The sequence below is a fragment of the Arthrobacter sp. TMS2-4 genome (genome assembly GCF_054511075.1).
In genome coordinates, this window is the sequence record NZ_JBTNDI010000002.1 from 475,539 (window position 1) to 492,392 (window position 16,854).

A 16,854-nucleotide genomic window follows, 5' to 3' on the forward strand; every position below is an offset into this window, starting at 1 on the left:
CCGGCTACGGCCGGACGGTGCAGGTATCCGCCGCCGACGGCAGGGCCACGCTCCGGCTGCTCCGCCCGGGACTCGTCCGCCTGACCTGGGCGTCGGAGACCGAAGTACAGGAGGCCGACGCCAGGGACGTCCTCGCGCAGAGCCTGGAGCTGGTAGGACATGTCCCGTACGCGGTCCTGGTGGACATGCGCCACATCCTGACCATCACTGCCGGCGCGCGGGCCGCCTACGGCTCGGAGTTCAGGGTCCTGGCCGCTGCGATGCTCGGCGCTACCCCCGTGGACCGGGTCATCGCCGCATCCGTGCAGCAATCGGTGCACGAGGTCCGGTTCTTCACGGACGAGGAGGCGGCGCTGACCTGGCTGACAGGTCATCTGCCCGACCCGGTGTCCCGCCTCGCGTAGCCGCGCTGACGAAGCCGATAGTCTGCGACGGAGGCCGACCATGGTGACGGAGGGGAAGCAATGATGATCGATCAGGAACCGCAGGCGGCGGAGACAGCCTTCACGGCGACGATGCGGGACGGCGTCCTCTGGGTCGAATGGTTCGCCGGCACGAGTGTGGGGGACACGGATGCCACCGCGCTCATCCAGCGCGCCGACGCGATCAGCCGGAACGTGTGCCCACCGATGCTCGTCGAGCTCAACGGCATGGTGACCCTCAGCAGGACCGCCCTCCTCCGGTTCGCCCGGGAACTGAACATCGCGGCGATGGCGATCGTCGGACCGACCGCCGTCGACAAGGCGCTCGCGGCGTTCTTCGCCGAGGTCCACGATCCACCGTATCCCACCCGGTACTTCCTGCACCGGGCCCACGCCCTCCCCTGGTTGACGGGGTGCCCGCACGCATCCTGACGGCGGATCCGTCGCCCTCCCCCCAGGCAGGCCCAGGACGGGAGCAGCGCCCACGGCGTCGGGCGACATACGGGCTTCCGGCCTGCTGGCGCCCCCGGGTGTGCCGATATACAGTGCCCTATGGGTTCCGATCCCGCGATAGAGATCGAGCGGAAATTCGACGTCGACGACGACGCCGCGGTTCCCGTACTGCACGACCTGCCCGGGATCGGGAAGGTCGACCAGCCTGTCGAGCACACACTCCAGGCCGAGTACTTCGACACCGAGGACTTCCGGCTCGCCTCGCGGCGCATCACGGTGCGACGACGAACCGGGGGCGAGGATGCCGGGTGGCATCTGAAACTCCCTGCCGGTCCCGACGAACGGCACGAACACCACGCGCCGCTGGGCAGGAAGGCCGACGGCGTCCCCGCGTCGCTGCTGGACCTCGTCCGGGTGCACATCAGGGACAAGCCGCTGGTGCCCGTCGCGCGCCTGACGACGCGACGCATCGTGCACCGCCTCTACGGTGAGGGGAACACCGTCCTCGCCGACCTCTCGGACGACCGGGTGGAGGCGGAGGTCCTGCGTCCCGCATCGACCGGTGCGCACTGGCGTGAATGGGAGATCGAGCTCGTCGACGGGTCGAGGGACCTGCTCGACGCCGCGCAGGCCCGGGTGACCGGTGCCGGTGCCCGGCCCGCCGCGCACACCTCCAAGCTGGAGCGGACCCTGGGCTCCCTGCTCCCCGCCAGGGAGGGACGCCCCGCGCCCGCGCCGGACGGTACGGCCGGGGACGTCCTGCTGGCCTACCTCCACGAGCAGCTGACGGCGCTCGAGCACCAGGATCCCCTGGTGCGGCAGGACGCGCCCGACGCGATTCACCGCATGAGGGTCGCCACCCGACGCGCGCGGTCGGTCCTGGGCACCTACCGGTCCCTGCTGGACGACGCCGACGCAGTCCAGCATCTGCGCGAGGAACTGAAATGGGTCGCCGGGGTTCTCGGCAGGGCGCGGGACGCGGAGGTCATGCACGCGCGCCTCCGGAAGATGCTCGCCGACGAGCCGGTCGAACTCCTGCTGGGGCCGGTCGAGCGCCGGGTGGACCTCGAGCTCGGGGGCGACTACCGGAAGGCCCACGCACGGGCTCTCAAGGCGCTGGACGGGAAGCGCTACCTCCGGCTGATCGACGCCTTCGAGCTGCTGCTCGCAGCCCCGGCACTGACCGCCCGGGCCGCCGAACCGGCGGCCGGAGTGATCCCGGATCTCCTCCACCACGACATGCGCCGACTGCGCGCGGCGGTCCACGAGGCCAGGCACCATCCGGCCGGGATGGGCGACCACCCCGCCCTCCACGAGGCGCGCAAGGAGGCGAAACGGCTGCGGCACGCGGCCGAAGCCGCGGCCCCGCTCGGCCGGAAGAAGATCGCGCGCGTGACCGATGCCGCCGTGGGGATCCAGAAGATCCTCGGCGAGCACCAGGACAGCGTCGTGACCCGTGACCTGCTGCGCCGTCTGGGCGCCGCAGCCGCCCAGCAGGGCGAGAACGGCTTCACCTACGGCCGGCTGCACGCCTTCGAACAGATCGCTGCCCTGCGTGCCGAGAAGCGGTTCCGCCGTGAATGGAAGTACTTCCCCACGGCGCTCGGCCCGACATAGGGACGGTGCCACGCCATGACGGCCTACCCGCGGTACGAGACCGTCAGCTTCCTGCGTGCGGCGGGAGCAGGCTACATCGAAGGTTTGGTCCTGATGCGCTACGCGCAGAAGGCCGTCGAGGACCGCGGGCTCGCCGCCCATGAGCGGGTCGTCCACGTCGAGGTCTGGGGGGAGGAGACCTGCGGCATGAGCTACCACCGGGGGCATCCGGTGGACCTGAGCATCGATCACAAGGCCATCTACTGGTACCGCGTCACCGTCGACGGGGTGCTCGCGCCGGCAGGCGACGCCCCCGAGGGCCGCGACCAGACGCTGATCGAGGGCTCCGCCGCTCCCTAGCCGCCGGCGAAGGGCGGCAGGACGTCCAGCACGTCGTCGTGGCCGAGGACGGTCGAGCTGTCCCGCAGCGCGATCTCGTTGAGCAGGAAACTGCTCCGGTCGAGGACCGTCGTCAGCGACGGCGCACCGGGCGAGGCCGGGCGCGCGCGCAGTTCGTCGAGCACGGCCCCGAGCGTGCGGTTCCCGGCCAGTCGTTCCTCACCGACGCCGGTTGCGGCCTTCGCCGCTCCGAAATATCTCACCAGCACCTCAGCCACCGATGGCGCTCATCGACCGGTCGGGCTGGACGAAGTCGTCGGCGCCGAGCCCCGTGTGGCTCATGCCGTGCGCCCGCGGCTTCAGCCACATGGCGTCACGCCACCGCTGCGCCACGGCCTCGTCGTCCGCGTCGGAGCGAAGGAGGTCGCGCAGGTCCGTCTCCTCGTGGGAGAACAGGCAGCTCATGATCTTGCCCTCGGCCGTCACCCGCGTCCGTCGGCAGTCGGCGCAGAACGGTTCCGTGACCGACGCGATGATGCCGACGGTCCCGAGGACGACGTCGGGTGCGGCCTTCGCCCTGACCTCCCACCGTTCGGCGGGCGCGCCGTCGCGGTTCCGGGGGTCGGGGGTGAGAACGAAACGGGTCTCGACCAGCGCGCGCATCTCCGCCGCGGTCACCATGCCCTCCTTCGTCCACCCGTGGTCGGCATCGAGGGGCATCTGCTCGATGAAGCGCAGTTCGAACCCGCGGGACACAGCCCATTCCACGAGATCGGGCGCCTCGTGGTCGTTGATGCCGCGCATCAGCACGGCGTTGATCTTCACGAGGCCCAGCCCGGCGTCGGCGGCCGCCTCGATGCCCCGGAGCACGCGGTCCAGGAACGGTCGACGTGTGAGCTGGGCGAAGGTCTCGGGGTGCAGGGAGTCCATCGAGACGTTGATGCGCGTGAGTCCGGCCTCCTTCAGCTGCACCGCACGGCGGTCCAGGCCCAGGGCGTTGGTCGTCATCGAGATCGGCAGGTCGGCGTGGTTGGCACGGATGTCCCGGATGATGTCGAGCAGGTCGGCCCGGACGAGGGGCTCGCCGCCGGTCAGGCGCAGCTCACGGATGCCGAGCAGATCGACGCCGATGCGTACCAGCCGGACGATCTCCTCGCGCGACAGGACCTGGTCCTTCTGCAGCCAGTTCAGCCCCTCCGCCGGCATGCAGTAGGTGCACCGCAGATTGCACTTGTCGGTCAGCGACAGCCGCATGTCCGTCGCCTGCCGGCCATGGGTGTCCAGGAGGCCCTCGATCGCGCGCCCGCGGGCAGTACGCGGCATTCCCAGTTGAATTCCCATGGAGACGAGGCTACGCCCTCCGACGGCCCTGACCTACCCGGGGAGCGCGCGGGCGTGCGGGGTTCCACGCTGCACCGCGACCCTGTAGAAGGCGGGGAACCCCGCGCCGTCGGCGGTCGTGTAAGGAACGGACCCGCCGGGCCCGCACAGCGGACCGGCCGGGCCGCGACCGACAGGCAGGAGTTCCCCCAGTGAGCATGCGACGCCCCGCGTGGGCAGCCGTCTCCGGTGCGCTGGCGGTGGTGCTCGGGGTCATCGGCGGGGAACTGGCGGCAGCCGCACTGAGCCCCTCCGTCACCCCGGTCGGCGCGGTGGGGTCCGCCGTCATCGACGTCGTGCCCCCGGCCGTCAAGGACTGGGCGATCGCCTGGTTCGGGACCGCGGACAAAGCCGTCCTCCTCGCGACGATCGCGGCGGTCATCGTCGGGATCGCCCTCGCCGCCGGTGTGCTCGAGTACCGGCGGGCCTTCGCGGGCCGGGCCGTCATCGTCGGGTTCGGGATCCTGGGCGCCCTCGCCGTCGCCTCGCGGCCGCAGTCCTCCACCGTCTCCCTCGTGGCCCCCGCGGTCGCCGCGCTGGTCGCGATCCTCGTCCTGGCCGCGCTCGTCCGGGCGTTGCGCACCTGGGCGTGGACGGCCGACGTCGGCGGGGAGGACCCGCTCCCGGCCCGGCGCCGGTTCCTCCAGGGCGCCGGAGGCACGGCCGTCGTCGCCGTCGCCGCCGGCGCCGCTGCCACCGGGGTGCGTTCCTCCCAGTCGGCCGTGACGCAGCAGCGCTCGTCGATCACGCTGCCCGCTCCCACCCGGGCGGTGCCGCCCGCAGAGGGGTCCTTCGTCCCCGAGGGCGCGGAGCTCGGCATCGAGGGCATCAGCGACCTCGTGACGCCGACCGCCGACTTCTACCGGATCGACACCGCGCTCGTGGTGCCCGTCGTCGACGCCGCCGAATGGTCCCTGAAGGTCACGGGGCTCGTGGACCGCGAGATCGAGATCACCCTCGACGACCTGCTCGCCCTGCCCCTGATCGAGCGCCACGTGACCCTGGCCTGCGTGTCCAACCCCGTCGGCGGAGACCTGACGGGCAACGCGCGGTGGCTGGGCTGGCCCGTGCGCGAGCTCCTCGCCCGGGCCGGTGTGCGGCCGGAGGCCGACATGGTGCTGTCGCGGAGCGTCGACGGCTTCACCGCCGGCACGCCCCTCGGGGCGCTGACCGATGCGCGGGACGCGCTCCTTGCGGTCGGCATGAACGGGGAGCCGCTGCCCGTGGAGCACGGCTTCCCGGTCCGGCTCGTGGTCCCGGGCCTCTACGGCTTCGTGTCCGCGACGAAGTGGGTGACCGAGCTGACGGTGACCCGCTTCGCCGACGACACGGCGTACTGGTCCACCCGGGGCTGGTCCGAGCGCGGTCCCGTCAAGACCTCCTCCCGGATCGACGTGCCGCGCGCGAACGCGAGCGTCGGCGCCGGCGACGTCGTCGTGGGCGGGGTGGCCTGGGCCCAGCACCGGGGGGTCCGGGCCGTCGAGGTGAGGGCCGACGGCGGGGCGTGGCAGCGCGCCACCCTCGCGACGCCGATCTCCGACGACACCTGGTGCCAGTACAGCGCCACGCTGCGGCTGCCGGCCGGGGAGCACACCCTCCAGGTGCGGGCGGTGGACCGTGAGGGCGGAGTGCAGTCCGAGGACACGGTCGCGCCGGCCCCCGACGGCGCCGAAGGACTGCACACGGTAACGTTCTCGGTGACCTAGGCCACGCCCGCCGGGCGGCCATGGCACCAGCGCGCGGAAGGCACCCATGAGACGAACCGTCGCCGAACACCAGGCAGCCGTGGCCGGGCTCCTACGCAGCGGGTACCACCCCGCCGCCGCCGAGGTGCTCGCCCTCCGCGACGCCCTCGGTCGGGCTCTGGCGGAGGACGTGCACGCCCCCGTGAACCTCCCGCCGTTCGACAACTCGCAGATGGACGGGTACGCCGTCCACGCGGACGACCTCGCCGGGACGGTCCCGCTGACGGTGGCCGATCCCATCCCGGCGGGCACGGTGCCGCCGCCGCTCGAGCCGGGGAGCGCGGCCCCGATCATGACCGGGGCCATGCTGCCGAAGGGCGCCGCGGCGGTCGTGCCCATCGAGCGTGCCGAGCCCGACCGGTTCTACTCCGCGGCGGACCTGGCGGACGGGACGGCGACGGTGCGGCTCCCCGGCGGCCTCGACCCCGGACAGTTCGTGCGGCGCGCCGGGAGCGACATCGCCGAGGGCGGATTGGCGCTACAGGCCGGCACGCTGCTCGGCGCCGCCCAGCTCGGACTCCTCGCCGCCTGCGGCGTGGGCGAGGTCCGCGTGGCACCGCGCTTCCGCGTGCTGCTCCTCTCCACGGGCGACGAGGTGGCCGAGCCCGGCTCGGTCCTCGCCCCGGGACGCATCTACGACGCCAACACCACGCTCCTCGAGGTGGCGCTGCGGGAGGCGGGCGCCGAGGTCACCCGTCACCGCCTGCTCGGGGACGATCCCGCCGTCCTCCGGCAGGACCTCGCCGCGGTCACGGAAGGCAGCACGGACCTCGTCCTGAGCACCGGGGGCATCAGCCAGGGCGCCTACGAGGTGGTGAAGCAGGCTCTGGCGGCGAGCCGCGTGGAGTTCTCCTCGGTTGCCCTGCAGCCGGGCGGACCTCAGGCGCACGGCACCATCTCCGGCGTCCCGTTCCTCGGGTTCCCCGGCAATCCCGTGAGCGCGATCGTCTCCTTCGAGATGTTCCTCCGGCCGGCGCTCTCCCGGCTCACCGGGGTCCCGGCGTCCCGCCCCGTGCTGGAGGCGGTCCTCGCCGAGGGAGTCGACAGTCCTCCCGCCAAGCACCAGGTACGCCGCGGCGTCTACCGCGACGGAAGGGTGACGCTCGTCGGAGGCCCCGGGTCCCACCTGCTCCACGCGCTGGCCGCCGCGAACTGCCTCGTGCACCTGCCCGAGGGCGTCGCCTCGCTCGCCGCCGGCAGCCGCGTCGAGGTCACGCTCATCGGTCCCGTCCCGGCGGGGCCCGCGGCAACCGGGACCCCGATCACCGGGGAGCGGGCAGGATCTGGTGGAATGGACTCCGCAGAAAGGACTCCGACATGAGCACTCCACCCCCCACCGAGGGGCTCTCCCACGTCCGCTCCGACGGCACCGCCCACATGGTCGACGTCTCCGGCAAGCAGGCGACCGTCCGCCAGGCGGTCGCCGAGGCGACCCTCGAGACGACGCCCGACGTCGTCGCCCTCATCACCGACGGCAGCCTGCCGAAGGGGGACGCCCTCGCCGTCGCCCGCGTCGCCGGCATCATGGCGGCCAAGCAGACCTCCACCCTGATCCCGCTGTGCCACCCGCTGCCGCTGTCGAAGGTGACCGTCGACTTCGAGCCCGACGGCGGCCGCGTGCGCGTGGTCGTGCTCGTGAAGACCACCTCGCTCACCGGGGTCGAGATGGAGGCGCTGACCGCCGCGTCCGTCACCGCGCTGACCCTCTACGACATGATCAAGGCCGTGGACAAGCACGCGGTCATCACCGGCACGCGAGTGCTCTCGAAGTCCGGCGGCAAGAGCGGGGACTGGACCGTATGACACCCCTGCGCACGGCCGCCGTCGTCATCGCTTCCACCCGCGCCGCCGCCGGCACCTACGAGGACGAGTGCGGCCCGGCCATCGCCCGCTGGCTCTACGACCACGGCTACGCCGTCGCCGACGCCGTCGTGGTCCCCGACGGGAACGCCGTCGGGACCGCGATCGGCGCCGCACTGGAGGCCCGCCCCGCGGTCCTCATCACGAGCGGGGGGACGGGGCTCAGCCCCGACGACGCCACGCCCGAACAGACGGCGCCGTACCTGACACGCAGCCTTCCCGGCGTGATGGAGGCCATCCGCCGCGCCGGGGCTGACGCCGTCCCGACCGCGGTCCTCAGCCGCGGGCTGGCAGGCGCGGCCGGCCCGACATTCGTCGTCAACCTGCCCGGATCACCCGGGGGAGTGCGGGACGGCCTCGCTGTCCTCTCCCCGCTCATCGACCACATCTGCTCGCAGCTGGAGGGCCATCATGACCACCGGTGAAGTCGTCCACGCCGCCGTCGCCGACACCCCGATCACCCCCGAGGAGGCGCACGCCGGCGTCGACTCCCCGTCCTGCGGTGCCGTGGTGGGCTTCAGCGGTGTGGTGAGGGACCACGACGGCGGGCGCGACGTCAGGTCGCTGAGCTACTCGGCGCACCCGAGCGCCGAACGCGTGATCCGGGAGGTCGCCGAGGAGATCGCCGCCCGGCACGACGGTGTCCGGATCTGGGTGGCGCACCGGGTGGGACCCCTCGCGATCGGCGACCAGGCGCTCGTCGCGGCCGTCGGTGCCGCGCACCGCGGTGAGGCGTTCCGGGCCTGCTCGGACCTGGTGGACCTCGTGAAGGAGCGCGTCCCCATCTGGAAGGAGCAGTTCTTCACGGACGGCAGCGTGGAATGGGTCGGCGCAGGGACGGAACAGTAGGCTGGACCGCATGACCGAACTGATGCCGGTGGCCGTGCTGGGTGCCAAGGGACGCATGGGGGCCGAGGCCGTCCGCGCGGTCGAGGCGGCGGACGACCTCGAGCTCGTCGCGGCCCTCGGCAGCAGTGACTCCCTCGAGTCCCTCGTCTCCGCCGGCGCGCGCGTCGTCGTCGACCTCACGGTCCCCGAGGCGACCGTCGGGAACGTCGGATTCGCCGTCGAGCACGGGATGCACGCCGTCGTCGGGACCACGGGGTGGACCGCCGAACGCCTGGCCCATCTGGAGTCCCTCCTGGCCGCCACACCCGCCACGGGCGTGCTGATCGCCCCGAACTTCGCGCTCGGATCAGTGCTCGCCACGGCGTTCGCCGCCGCCGCGGCGCGCTACTTCGACTCGGTCGAGATCGTGGAGCTCCACCACCCGGACAAGGTCGACGCCCCCTCGGGCACCGCTGTGCGGACCGCCCAGCTCGTGGCGGCGGCACGGACCGCCGCGGGCGTGCCCGACGCCCCGGACGCGACACGGGACCAGCTCGACGGCGCGCGCGGTGCGAGCGTGGACGGCGTCCCCGTGCACTCCGTGCGCCTCCGCGGACTGACGGCCCACCAGGAGGTCCTGTTCGGGAGCGCGGGGGAGCAGCTGACCATCCGGCACGACTCCTTCGACCGTGCCTCGTTCATGCCCGGCGTCCTCCTCGGCATCCGCTCGGTGGCCGGGCACCCCGGGCTGACCGTCGGGCTGGACGGCTACCTGGACCTGCAGACCGGCGGGACGGGGTCGTGATTTCGTCGACGAATCCTGTGGTCGGGTTCTACCGGCGGCACAAGGTCAAGGTCGGTGTTCTCCTCATCACGGCGCTCCTCGTCTTCTGGCTCGTGGTCGCCTTCCAGCGCAGCTTCCTGCTCCTCGGCGACCCCGAGCCCGTAGCCAGGGCGCTCGGCGCCGGGTACCTGCTTTTGCCGTGCATCGGCGCGTGGGCCCTGGTCCGGGAACTGCTCTTCGGCGCCCGGACCGAGCAGATGGCCCGCCGGCTCGACGCCGAGGGCGGGCTGCCCGTCGACGATCTCCCGCGGACCCCCGCCGGGCGGATCGTGCGGTCGGCCGCCGATGCCGCCTTCCCCGCGTTCCAGGCCGAGGTGGAGGCCGACCCGGAGAACTGGCGGAGCTGGTTCAGGCTCTCCTGCGCGTACGACGCGGCGGGCGACCGCAAGCGTGCCCGGCGGGCGATGCGCGACGCCGCGAAGCTGTACCGGCAGCACGGAGCGGACGCCACGCACTAGCGGTACCGGGTCAGCGCCGCGCCTCGGTCCGTCCGTCGCGCGCCGCGTTCGCCGCACCGGAGGTGAGCAGTTCCAGGGGCCCGCGGGAGCGCAGGCGCTGGAACAGGATGCCGATCGCGACCGCGGCGGCGACCTGCAGCCAGAACAGCAGCAGCGGGTCGGGCAGGGGGACCAGCTTGTCCGTCCAGCTCATGACGCAAATGTGGAGCGCGTACAGGGTCAGCGTCATGGCGCCCGGCGCCGAGAGCGGCAGGAGCGCCTGCGGGAACCGGCGCGTGAGCAGGAGACAGACGGCGACGACCGCTGCCGCGGATCCGGCCACGTGCACGAGGTCGGGCGTCGCCCCGGAATGGGGTGCGCTGACCGCGAGCCACCACCACGACCCCGACTGGTCCACACCGGCCAGTCCGACGTCGAGCATCGCCTCCAGCGGGTAGCGGCTGCCGTCCGGCGTCGCCAGGAGCGCGGTGAGTCCGCCGGCCGGCCCGAGGAGCTGTGCACTGAGCAGCCTGGCGCCGACCGCCGCGACCACGCCCGCCCCGAGGAGCCCCAGCTGCACGCCGAGCCGGGACAGGTCCAGCCGCCCGATCATCAGGCCCACGAGGATGAAGCCGAGCCACTGCAGCACCGGGTAGTACCCCGTGAGGAAGATGTCGGCCGCGAGGGTCGCCGGCTCGAGGAAGTGCTCGAAGACGGGGTTGCCCCCGACGCTGGGCGGGTCGACGGCCTCGCCCACCAGGGGCCGCAACAGGTAGGCGGCCACCGGGGCGAGCAGCAGCCAGCCCGCAGTCCACGCCGCGAGCGCCCGCAGCCGCAGCCCTAGGAACGGCAGGGCGAGGAGGAACAGCACGCCGTAGTGGACGAGGATGATCGCGATGTTCGTCTCGACGCCGCCCAGGACGAGCCCGATGAGGGTGATCACGACGGCCCGGACCGCGATGCCGGTGCGGTCCGCGGAGAGCGTCCGGTCGCGGTGCGGGGAGCGCCCTCCCGTCAGCAGGGCCAGGCCGATGCCGGCGACGACGGCGAACAGGCCGGATGCGCGGCCCGAGAACAGCAGGGCGGTCCATGTGGCCTCCGCGGTGCCCGGGGTGTAGAGGGGCAGGATGTGGGTGCTCATCATGCCGAAGAGGGCCACGCCGCGCGCCGCGTCGATCCCGGTGAGGCGGCGTGGCGCGGACGTCGTGTGCATCCAGCCATGGTCCCACAGGCACCTTCGGCCTCCCCGGCGAGGTGCAGCGGACCCGGGACCGGCCGCGGCGCCAGGTCCCGCCGGGTCCGGCCGGGTCCCACGGGGTCCCGCCCGACCGGGTAACGTCTTCCCCATGGCTGACACCCCCTCCCGCATCCTCCCGTTCGGTTCGCTCGTGGCCGCCATGGTCACGCCGTTCACCGGTGACGGCGCCGTCGACTTCGACGCCACCGCCGCCCTCGCCGCGAAGCTCGTCGACGACGGCTGCGACGGCCTGGTCGTCTCGGGCACGACGGGCGAGACGTCGACGCTCGAGGACTCCGAGAAGGAGGACCTCTACCGCGTGGTCGTCGACGCCGTGGGGGACCGCGCCCGGGTCATCGCCGGGACGGGCACGAACCACACCTCGCACTCGGTGGAGATGGCACGCCGCGCCGAGCGTGCCGGAGCCCACGCGCAGCTCGTCGTGACGCCCTACTACAACAAGCCCACGCAGTCCGGTGTGCTGGCCCACTTCGCGGCGGTGTCCGAGGCGAGCGACCTGCCGATCATGATCTACGACATCCCCGGCCGGTCCGGGATCCCCATCGCCACCGAGACGATGCTCCGGCTGGCGGAGAACCCGAGGATCGGTGCGCTGAAGGACGCGAAGGCGGACTTCAGCGCCATTACGCGGGTGCTCGCCTCCACGGACCTGGACGTGTACGCGGGCGACGACGGCCTCACCCTCCCATGGATGGCCGCAGGCGCCGTCGGGGTGGTGAGCGTCAGTGCGCAGGTCGCCACCGCCGCCTTCCGTGCGCTGGTCGACGCCGCGGCGGCCGGCGATCTCGCCGAGGCCCGCCGGATCCATTTCGAGCTCGACCCCGTGGTGCGGGCCGTGATGACCCACATCCCGGGCGCGGTCTCCGCGAAGCAGATCCTGCGCCTGCAGGGAGTGCTCACGAACGCCCTCGTGCGCCTTCCCCTCGTCGAACCGGACGCGGACGAGCTGGAGCCCGTCCTCGTCGACCTGGCGGAGGCCGGCTGGGACATCAGCTCCCTGGGAGCCCGTCCGGGCGCCCCGGCATGAGGACCGCGGCCGACGCCGGTCCCGGCCCGGGTACGGTGCCGCCGCCGCTGGAGCCGGGCACGCTGCGGATCGTGCCGCTCGGCGGGCTGGGCGAGATCGGCCGCAACATGGCCGTGTTCGAGATCAACGGCAAACTCCTGATCGTCGACTGCGGTGTGCTGTTCCCCGAGGACACCCAGCCCGGCGTGGACCTGATCCTGCCCGACTTCTCCTCCATCGAGGACCGGCTCGACGACGTCGTCGGCCTCGTGCTCACGCACGGCCACGAGGACCACATCGGCGCCGTGCCGTACCTCCTGCGCCTGAAGGCCGACATCCCCCTCGTCGGCTCCCAGCTGACCCTCGCGCTCGTCGAGGCGAAGCTGCAGGAACACCGGATCCGTCCCTACACCCTCACCGTGTCCGAGGGGCAGATCGAACAGCTCGGGCCGTTCGAGTGCGAGTTCGTCGCCGTCAACCACTCGATCCCGGACGCCCTCGCCGTGTTCCTCCGGACCGAAGCCGGCACCGTCCTCCACACGGGCGACTTCAAGATGGACCAGCTGCCGCTCGACGGGCGCATCACCGATCTGCGGGCCTTCGCGCGCCTCGGCGAGGAGGGGGTGGACCTGCTCATGGTCGACTCCACGAATGCCGACGTCCCCGGCTTCACGACGGCCGAACGCGAGATCGGTCCGGTGCTCGAGACCCTCTTCGGGCAGGTCCGCAAGCGCATCATCGTCGCCTCCTTCTCCTCCCACGTGCACCGCGTCCAGCAGGTGCTCGACGCGGCCCACGCCCACGGCCGGCTCGTGTGCTTCGCGGGCCGGTCGATGGTGCGCAACATGGCGATCGCCGCGCGGCTCGGCTACCTGAAGGTGCCGGACGGCATCCTGGTGGACATCAAGAACGTCGACGAGCTCCCGGACGACCGCGTGGTCCTCATGTCCACCGGATCCCAGGGTGAACCCATGGCGGCGCTGTCCCGCATGGCCAACGGTGAGCACCGCATCACCGTGGGCAAGGGTGACACGGTGATCCTGGCGTCCTCGCTCATCCCCGGCAACGAGAACGCCGTGTACCGCGTGATCAACGGGCTCCTGAAGCTCGGAGCCGACGTGATCCACAAGGGCAACGCGAAGGTGCACGTGTCCGGCCACGCGGCAGCGGGCGAGCTCCTCTACTGCTACAACATCCTGCGGCCGCGGAACGTCATGCCGGTGCACGGCGAGATCCGGCACCTCATCGCCAACGGCAGGCTCGCGCAGCTGACCGGTGTCCCGGCGTCGAACGTCCTGCTCACGGAGGACGGCTCCGTCATCGACCTTGTGGACGGCCGGGCGCGCGTAGTGGGCGCCGTCGAGTGCGGCTACGTGTACGTGGACGGCTCGAGCGTCGGGGAGATCACCGACGCCGATCTCAAGGACCGGCGGACCCTGGGGGAGGAGGGCTTCATCTCGATCATCACGGTGGTGAACCGCAGCACCGGGACCATCGTGTCCGGTCCGGACATCCATGCGCGCGGGTTCGCCGAGGACGACGCCGTGTTCGACGAGATCAGGCCGAAGATCGCACGTGCCCTCGAGGAGGCCGTGACCACGTCGCCGGACCACACGACCTACCAGCTGCAGCAGGTCGTCCGGCGCATCGTCGGCACCTGGGTCAACAGGGGTTTCCGGCGGCGTCCCATGATCATCCCGGTGGTCCTGGAGGCCTGACGGCGGCGGGTCCGGATGCCTGCCAGCACGCGGACATTCGACGGATCGGGGTTGTGGTCCGGTACCGTGAGGAGCATGGCCACTCGAACTTCCCCTGCCCCGCGGGGCCAGCACCAGACCCGCAGCAAGGGAGCGTCCGCCGTGGCGGCACCCTCCCGGGGCAAGGCGTCGGCCAAGCCGCCCGCCAACGGAAGCGGCCGCGCCCCGGCCAGGACACGGGAGACCCCGGTGACGCCGGAGCCGCGGGACGAGGACCATCTCGCCCTTCCGCTGCGGGTCGTCCGGGCGGTCTGGATGGGTACCGCGCGCATCGTCGGTTCCGGGGTCCGCACCTTCGGCCACGACGTCAACCCGGACCGTGAGCTCCGCCGTGACGGCTCCGGCTTCTTCCTCCTTCTGGTGGCCCTGGCCGTGGCCGCCGTCGAATGGTGGGCCCTCAGCGGGACCGCCGCCGACCTCGTGCACGCGGCCGCCGGAGGCACCTTCGGCTGGATGGCCCTGCTCGTCCCCTTTCTGCTCGGCATCGGAGCCGTCCGCCTGTTCCGGTACCCGGAGCGGCACCAGGCCAACAACCGCGTCGCCATCGGGCTGCTCGTGCTCCTCTTCGCCGGGTCCGGCATCGCCCACCTCGTCGGCGGCATGCCCGGACTCTCCGACGGCCTCGACGCCCTCTGGCGCGCGGGCGGCGTCGCGGGGTTCCTCGTCGCAGGGCCGCTCAGCAGCGTCCTGACGGGCTGGCCCGTCGGTGTCCTGCTCGCGGCGGCCATCTTCGTCGGCCTGCTGATCGTGACGGCCACCCCGTTCCGCCACATCCCGGCCCGCCTCCGGTCCCTGTACGAGCGCCTGATGGGCCAGGCCCCGGACACCGACGCCCGGCGCGAGGACGGCCACGACCAGAGCTACCTGTACGAGACCCACGGCGCCACCGCGAAGCCCGCGCCGAAGCGCCGCAAGCGCCTGTTCGGCAAGGACAGGCACGAAGCGCCGGAGAACGACCACGACCAGCACGACGACGGTGACGGCTACGTCGGCGACGAAGCGTTCGAGCGTGCCGTCATCGAGGACGAGGAGCGGCGTGCCCGGGAGGCCGAGGCCGCCGTCCCGCCCGGCGTCCGGCGTCCTACGCGGCAGGAACTGGCCGCAGAGGAACTCAAGCGGTCGCAGGGCATCGGCTCGCCGGACCGTGCGCCCGAGCGCGAACCGGAGGGCGCGACCGAGGCCATCGACGTCGTCCCCGCCGCGAAGGCGCTCATCGTCCCGTCCACGCCGGTCCAGCCGCAGGTCCCGCCCACGCCGATCCCGCAGCGCACCGAGCAGCTGCAGCTCGCCGGCGACGTCGCCTACACGCTGCCGCCGTCGGACTACCTGCCCGCGGGCACCCCGCCCAAGGAGCGCTCGGAAGCCAACGACGCCGTCGTCGCAGCCCTGACCCACACGATGGACCAGTTCAACGTGGACGCGAAGGTCACCGGGTTCTCTCGCGGCCCGACCGTCACGCGCTACGAGATCGAGCTGGCGCCGGGGACCAAGGTGGAGCGCGTGACCGCGCTGTCGAAGAACATCTCCTATGCCGTCGCCAGCTCGGACGTGCGTATCCTCTCGCCGATCCCCGGCAAGTCGGCCATCGGCATCGAGATCCCGAACACCGACCGCGAGACGGTCTCGCTCGGCGACGTGCTGCGCTCCGGGAACGCCCGCAAGACGGACCACCCCATGGTGATGGGTGTGGGCAAGGACGTCGAGGGCGGGTTCGTCGTCGCCAACCTCGCGAAGATGCCCCACCTGCTCGTGGCCGGCGCCACCGGCGCGGGCAAGTCCTCGTTCGTGAACTCCATGATCACGTCGATCCTCATGCGCTCCACCCCGGACGAGGTGCGCATGGTCATGGTGGATCCGAAGCGCGTGGAGCTCACCGCGTACGAGGGGGTGCCCCACCTCATCACGCCCATCATCACCAGCCCGAAGAAGGCCGCGGAGGCGCTGCAGTGGGTGGTCCGCGAGATGGACACGCGCTACGACGACCTGGCGAATTACGGCTACAAGCACATCGACGACTTCAACAAGGCCGTCCGCAACGGGAAGGTCGTGCCGCCCGAGGGCTCCAAGCGCGTCGTCCGCCCCTACCCGTACCTGCTGGTCATCGTGGACGAGCTCGCCGACCTGATGATGGTCGCCCCGCGCGACGTCGAGGACTCGATCGTCCGCATCACCCAGCTCGCGCGTGCCGCCGGCATCCACCTCGTCCTCGCCACGCAGCGGCCGTCGGTGGACGTCGTGACCGGCCTGATCAAGGCGAACGTCCCGTCCCGCATGGCGTTCGCGACCTCCTCGGTCACCGACTCGCGCGTGGTCCTGGACCAGCCGGGCGCCGAGAAGCTGATCGGCCAGGGCGATGCGCTGTTCCTGCCCATGGGCGCGTCCAAGCCCATGCGCGTCCAGGGCGCCTGGGTCACCGAATCCGAGATCCACCGCGTCGTGGAGCATGTGAAGGGCCAGCTCCAGGCCGTGTACCGCGAGGACGTCGCGGTCGATGCCCCGAAGAAGCAGATCGACGACGACATCGGGGACGACCTCGACGTGCTGCTCCAGGCGACGGAACTCGTGGTCACCACCCAGTTCGGGTCCACGTCCATGCTGCAGCGCAAGCTGCGCGTCGGGTTCGCCAAGGCAGGGCGCCTCATGGACCTCCTCGAGTCGCGCGGGGTGGTCGGACCGTCCGAGGGGTCGAAGGCCCGCGACGTGCTGGTCAAGCCCGACGACCTCGCGCCCGTGCTCGCCGCCATGCGCGGCGACGAGCCGTCGGCACCCGTGCCGGCCCAGCCGCAGCCCCAGGCTCCGGTCGACCTCGTCGCGGACGACCTCGCCTCCCGTGCGCAGGCCGTCGACTACTACGACGGCGCCGACGTGTCCGGCGACTCCGACGACGACGGCGAGAACACCGACGCCTGGAACCTCACCGGCAGGTAGC

Annotated in this window: 17 protein-coding genes; 14 read left to right on the forward strand and 3 right to left on the reverse strand. The window is 72.2% G+C overall.

Annotated elements, in window-relative coordinates; translation table 11 throughout:
* Nucleotides 1–17: 17 nt before the first annotated feature.
* From ACX80F_RS05320 to ACX80F_RS05335, 4 genes are all read left to right on the forward strand, one after another.
* Nucleotides 18–404 carry a DUF7793 family protein gene (locus ACX80F_RS05320; protein WP_459335328.1) on the forward strand — a complete coding sequence of 129 codons (387 nt, stop codon included), beginning with the start codon at nt 18–20 and terminating at the stop codon, nt 402–404.
* 60 nt (nt 405–464) lie between these two features.
* Complete coding sequence (locus ACX80F_RS05325; RefSeq protein WP_459335329.1) at nt 465–854, forward strand: DUF7793 family protein; 390 nt, start codon at nt 465–467, stop codon at nt 852–854.
* A gap of 120 nt (nt 855–974) precedes the next feature.
* A complete protein-coding gene (locus ACX80F_RS05330; RefSeq protein WP_459335330.1) occupies nt 975–2,492 on the forward strand; it encodes a CYTH and CHAD domain-containing protein in 1,518 nt (505 codons plus the stop codon).
* Nucleotides 2,493–2,507: 15 nt separating this feature from the next.
* A complete protein-coding gene (locus ACX80F_RS05335) occupies nt 2,508–2,831 on the forward strand; it encodes a hypothetical protein (protein ID WP_459335331.1) in 324 nt (107 codons plus the stop codon).
* Here the strand turns inward: ACX80F_RS05335 and ACX80F_RS05340 are convergent.
* Together ACX80F_RS05340 and moaA are read right to left on the reverse strand one after the other, a co-directional pair.
* Nucleotides 2,828–3,079, reverse strand: coding sequence for a MoaD/ThiS family protein (locus ACX80F_RS05340; protein ID WP_459335379.1), 252 nt, complete (start codon nt 3,077–3,079; stop codon nt 2,828–2,830). The two genes, ACX80F_RS05335 and ACX80F_RS05340, sit on opposite strands and share 4 nt — an antisense overlap.
* A 1-nt stretch (nt 3,080) precedes the next feature.
* Nucleotides 3,081–4,151: a GTP 3',8-cyclase MoaA gene (gene moaA, locus ACX80F_RS05345; protein WP_459335332.1), complete on the reverse strand. Its 1,071-nt coding sequence runs from the start codon at nt 4,149–4,151 to the stop codon at nt 3,081–3,083.
* A gap of 197 nt (nt 4,152–4,348) precedes the next feature.
* Between moaA and ACX80F_RS05350 the strand changes: the two genes are divergently transcribed.
* Genes ACX80F_RS05350 through ACX80F_RS05380 form a run of 7 tightly spaced genes read left to right on the forward strand, consistent with a single transcriptional unit; the run spans nt 4,349 to nt 9,925 of the window.
* Nucleotides 4,349–5,896 (forward strand): molybdopterin-dependent oxidoreductase, encoded by a 1,548-nt coding sequence (locus ACX80F_RS05350; protein WP_459335380.1) that lies wholly within the window; start codon nt 4,349–4,351, stop codon nt 5,894–5,896.
* 46 nt (nt 5,897–5,942) lie between these two features.
* Nucleotides 5,943–7,256, forward strand: a complete 1,314-nt coding sequence (locus tag ACX80F_RS05355; RefSeq protein ID WP_459335333.1) for a molybdopterin molybdotransferase MoeA — start codon at nt 5,943–5,945, stop codon at nt 7,254–7,256.
* Nucleotides 7,253–7,738 carry a cyclic pyranopterin monophosphate synthase MoaC gene (gene moaC / locus ACX80F_RS05360; RefSeq protein WP_459335334.1) on the forward strand — a complete coding sequence of 162 codons (486 nt, stop codon included), beginning with the start codon at nt 7,253–7,255 and terminating at the stop codon, nt 7,736–7,738. The genes ACX80F_RS05355 and moaC overlap by 4 nt, the downstream gene beginning before the upstream one ends.
* Nucleotides 7,735–8,220: a MogA/MoaB family molybdenum cofactor biosynthesis protein gene (locus ACX80F_RS05365; RefSeq protein ID WP_459335335.1), complete on the forward strand. Its 486-nt coding sequence runs from the start codon at nt 7,735–7,737 to the stop codon at nt 8,218–8,220. Before moaC ends, ACX80F_RS05365 begins: the two co-directional genes overlap by 4 nt.
* Entirely contained in the window at nt 8,207–8,644 is a 438-nt protein-coding gene (locus ACX80F_RS05370) for a molybdenum cofactor biosynthesis protein MoaE (RefSeq protein WP_459335336.1), read from the forward strand. Before ACX80F_RS05365 ends, ACX80F_RS05370 begins: the two co-directional genes overlap by 14 nt.
* A gap of 10 nt (nt 8,645–8,654) precedes the next feature.
* Nucleotides 8,655–9,428 (forward strand): 4-hydroxy-tetrahydrodipicolinate reductase, encoded by a 774-nt coding sequence (dapB, locus tag ACX80F_RS05375; protein WP_459335337.1) that lies wholly within the window; start codon nt 8,655–8,657, stop codon nt 9,426–9,428.
* Nucleotides 9,429–9,445: 17 nt separating this feature from the next.
* The gene (locus ACX80F_RS05380; RefSeq protein ID WP_459335381.1) at nt 9,446–9,925 is read left to right on the forward strand and encodes a hypothetical protein; all 480 of its coding nucleotides are present in this window, start codon (nt 9,446–9,448) and stop codon (nt 9,923–9,925) included.
* A 10-nt stretch (nt 9,926–9,935) separates the two neighbouring features.
* Here ACX80F_RS05380 and ACX80F_RS05385 read toward each other — a convergent pair whose 3' ends face one another.
* The gene (locus ACX80F_RS05385; protein ID WP_459335338.1) at nt 9,936–11,117 is read right to left on the reverse strand and encodes a heparan-alpha-glucosaminide N-acetyltransferase domain-containing protein; all 1,182 of its coding nucleotides are present in this window, start codon (nt 11,115–11,117) and stop codon (nt 9,936–9,938) included.
* Nucleotides 11,118–11,250: 133 nt separating this feature from the next.
* Here ACX80F_RS05385 and dapA point away from each other — a divergent pair, with 133 nt between their 5' ends.
* From dapA to ACX80F_RS05400, 3 genes are all read left to right on the forward strand, one after another.
* The gene (dapA, locus tag ACX80F_RS05390; RefSeq protein WP_459335339.1) at nt 11,251–12,189 is read left to right on the forward strand and encodes a 4-hydroxy-tetrahydrodipicolinate synthase; all 939 of its coding nucleotides are present in this window, start codon (nt 11,251–11,253) and stop codon (nt 12,187–12,189) included.
* Nucleotides 12,186–13,886 (forward strand): ribonuclease J, encoded by a 1,701-nt coding sequence (locus ACX80F_RS05395; RefSeq protein ID WP_459335340.1) that lies wholly within the window; start codon nt 12,186–12,188, stop codon nt 13,884–13,886. Before dapA ends, ACX80F_RS05395 begins: the two co-directional genes overlap by 4 nt.
* A 75-nt stretch (nt 13,887–13,961) precedes the next feature.
* Nucleotides 13,962–16,853 (forward strand): FtsK/SpoIIIE family DNA translocase, encoded by a 2,892-nt coding sequence (locus tag ACX80F_RS05400; RefSeq protein ID WP_459335341.1) that lies wholly within the window; start codon nt 13,962–13,964, stop codon nt 16,851–16,853.
* Nucleotide 16,854 lies beyond the last annotated feature (1 nt).

Bases quoted from the DNA above. Each gene is read 5' to 3' on its own strand.
- ACX80F_RS05325 (WP_459335329.1), top strand. From the start codon at position 465: ATGATGATCGATCAGGAACCGCAGGCGGCGGAGACAGCCTTCACGGCG.
- ACX80F_RS05330 (WP_459335330.1), top strand. From the start codon at position 975: ATGGGTTCCGATCCCGCGATAGAGATCGAGCGGAAATTCGACGTCGAC.
- ACX80F_RS05335 (WP_459335331.1), top strand. From the start codon at position 2,508: ATGACGGCCTACCCGCGGTACGAGACCGTCAGCTTCCTGCGTGCGGCG.
- moaA (WP_459335332.1), bottom strand. From the start codon at position 4,151: ATGGGAATTCAACTGGGAATGCCGCGTACTGCCCGCGGGCGCGCGATC.
- ACX80F_RS05350 (WP_459335380.1), top strand. From the start codon at position 4,349: ATGCGACGCCCCGCGTGGGCAGCCGTCTCCGGTGCGCTGGCGGTGGTG.
- ACX80F_RS05355 (WP_459335333.1), top strand. From the start codon at position 5,943: ATGAGACGAACCGTCGCCGAACACCAGGCAGCCGTGGCCGGGCTCCTA.
- moaC (WP_459335334.1), top strand. From the start codon at position 7,253: ATGAGCACTCCACCCCCCACCGAGGGGCTCTCCCACGTCCGCTCCGAC.
- ACX80F_RS05365 (WP_459335335.1), top strand. From the start codon at position 7,735: ATGACACCCCTGCGCACGGCCGCCGTCGTCATCGCTTCCACCCGCGCC.
- ACX80F_RS05370 (WP_459335336.1), top strand. From the start codon at position 8,207: ATGACCACCGGTGAAGTCGTCCACGCCGCCGTCGCCGACACCCCGATC.
- dapB (WP_459335337.1), top strand. From the start codon at position 8,655: ATGACCGAACTGATGCCGGTGGCCGTGCTGGGTGCCAAGGGACGCATG.
- ACX80F_RS05385 (WP_459335338.1), bottom strand. From the start codon at position 11,117: ATGCACACGACGTCCGCGCCACGCCGCCTCACCGGGATCGACGCGGCG.
- dapA (WP_459335339.1), top strand. From the start codon at position 11,251: ATGGCTGACACCCCCTCCCGCATCCTCCCGTTCGGTTCGCTCGTGGCC.
- ACX80F_RS05395 (WP_459335340.1), top strand. From the start codon at position 12,186: ATGAGGACCGCGGCCGACGCCGGTCCCGGCCCGGGTACGGTGCCGCCG.
- ACX80F_RS05400 (WP_459335341.1), top strand. From the start codon at position 13,962: ATGGCCACTCGAACTTCCCCTGCCCCGCGGGGCCAGCACCAGACCCGC.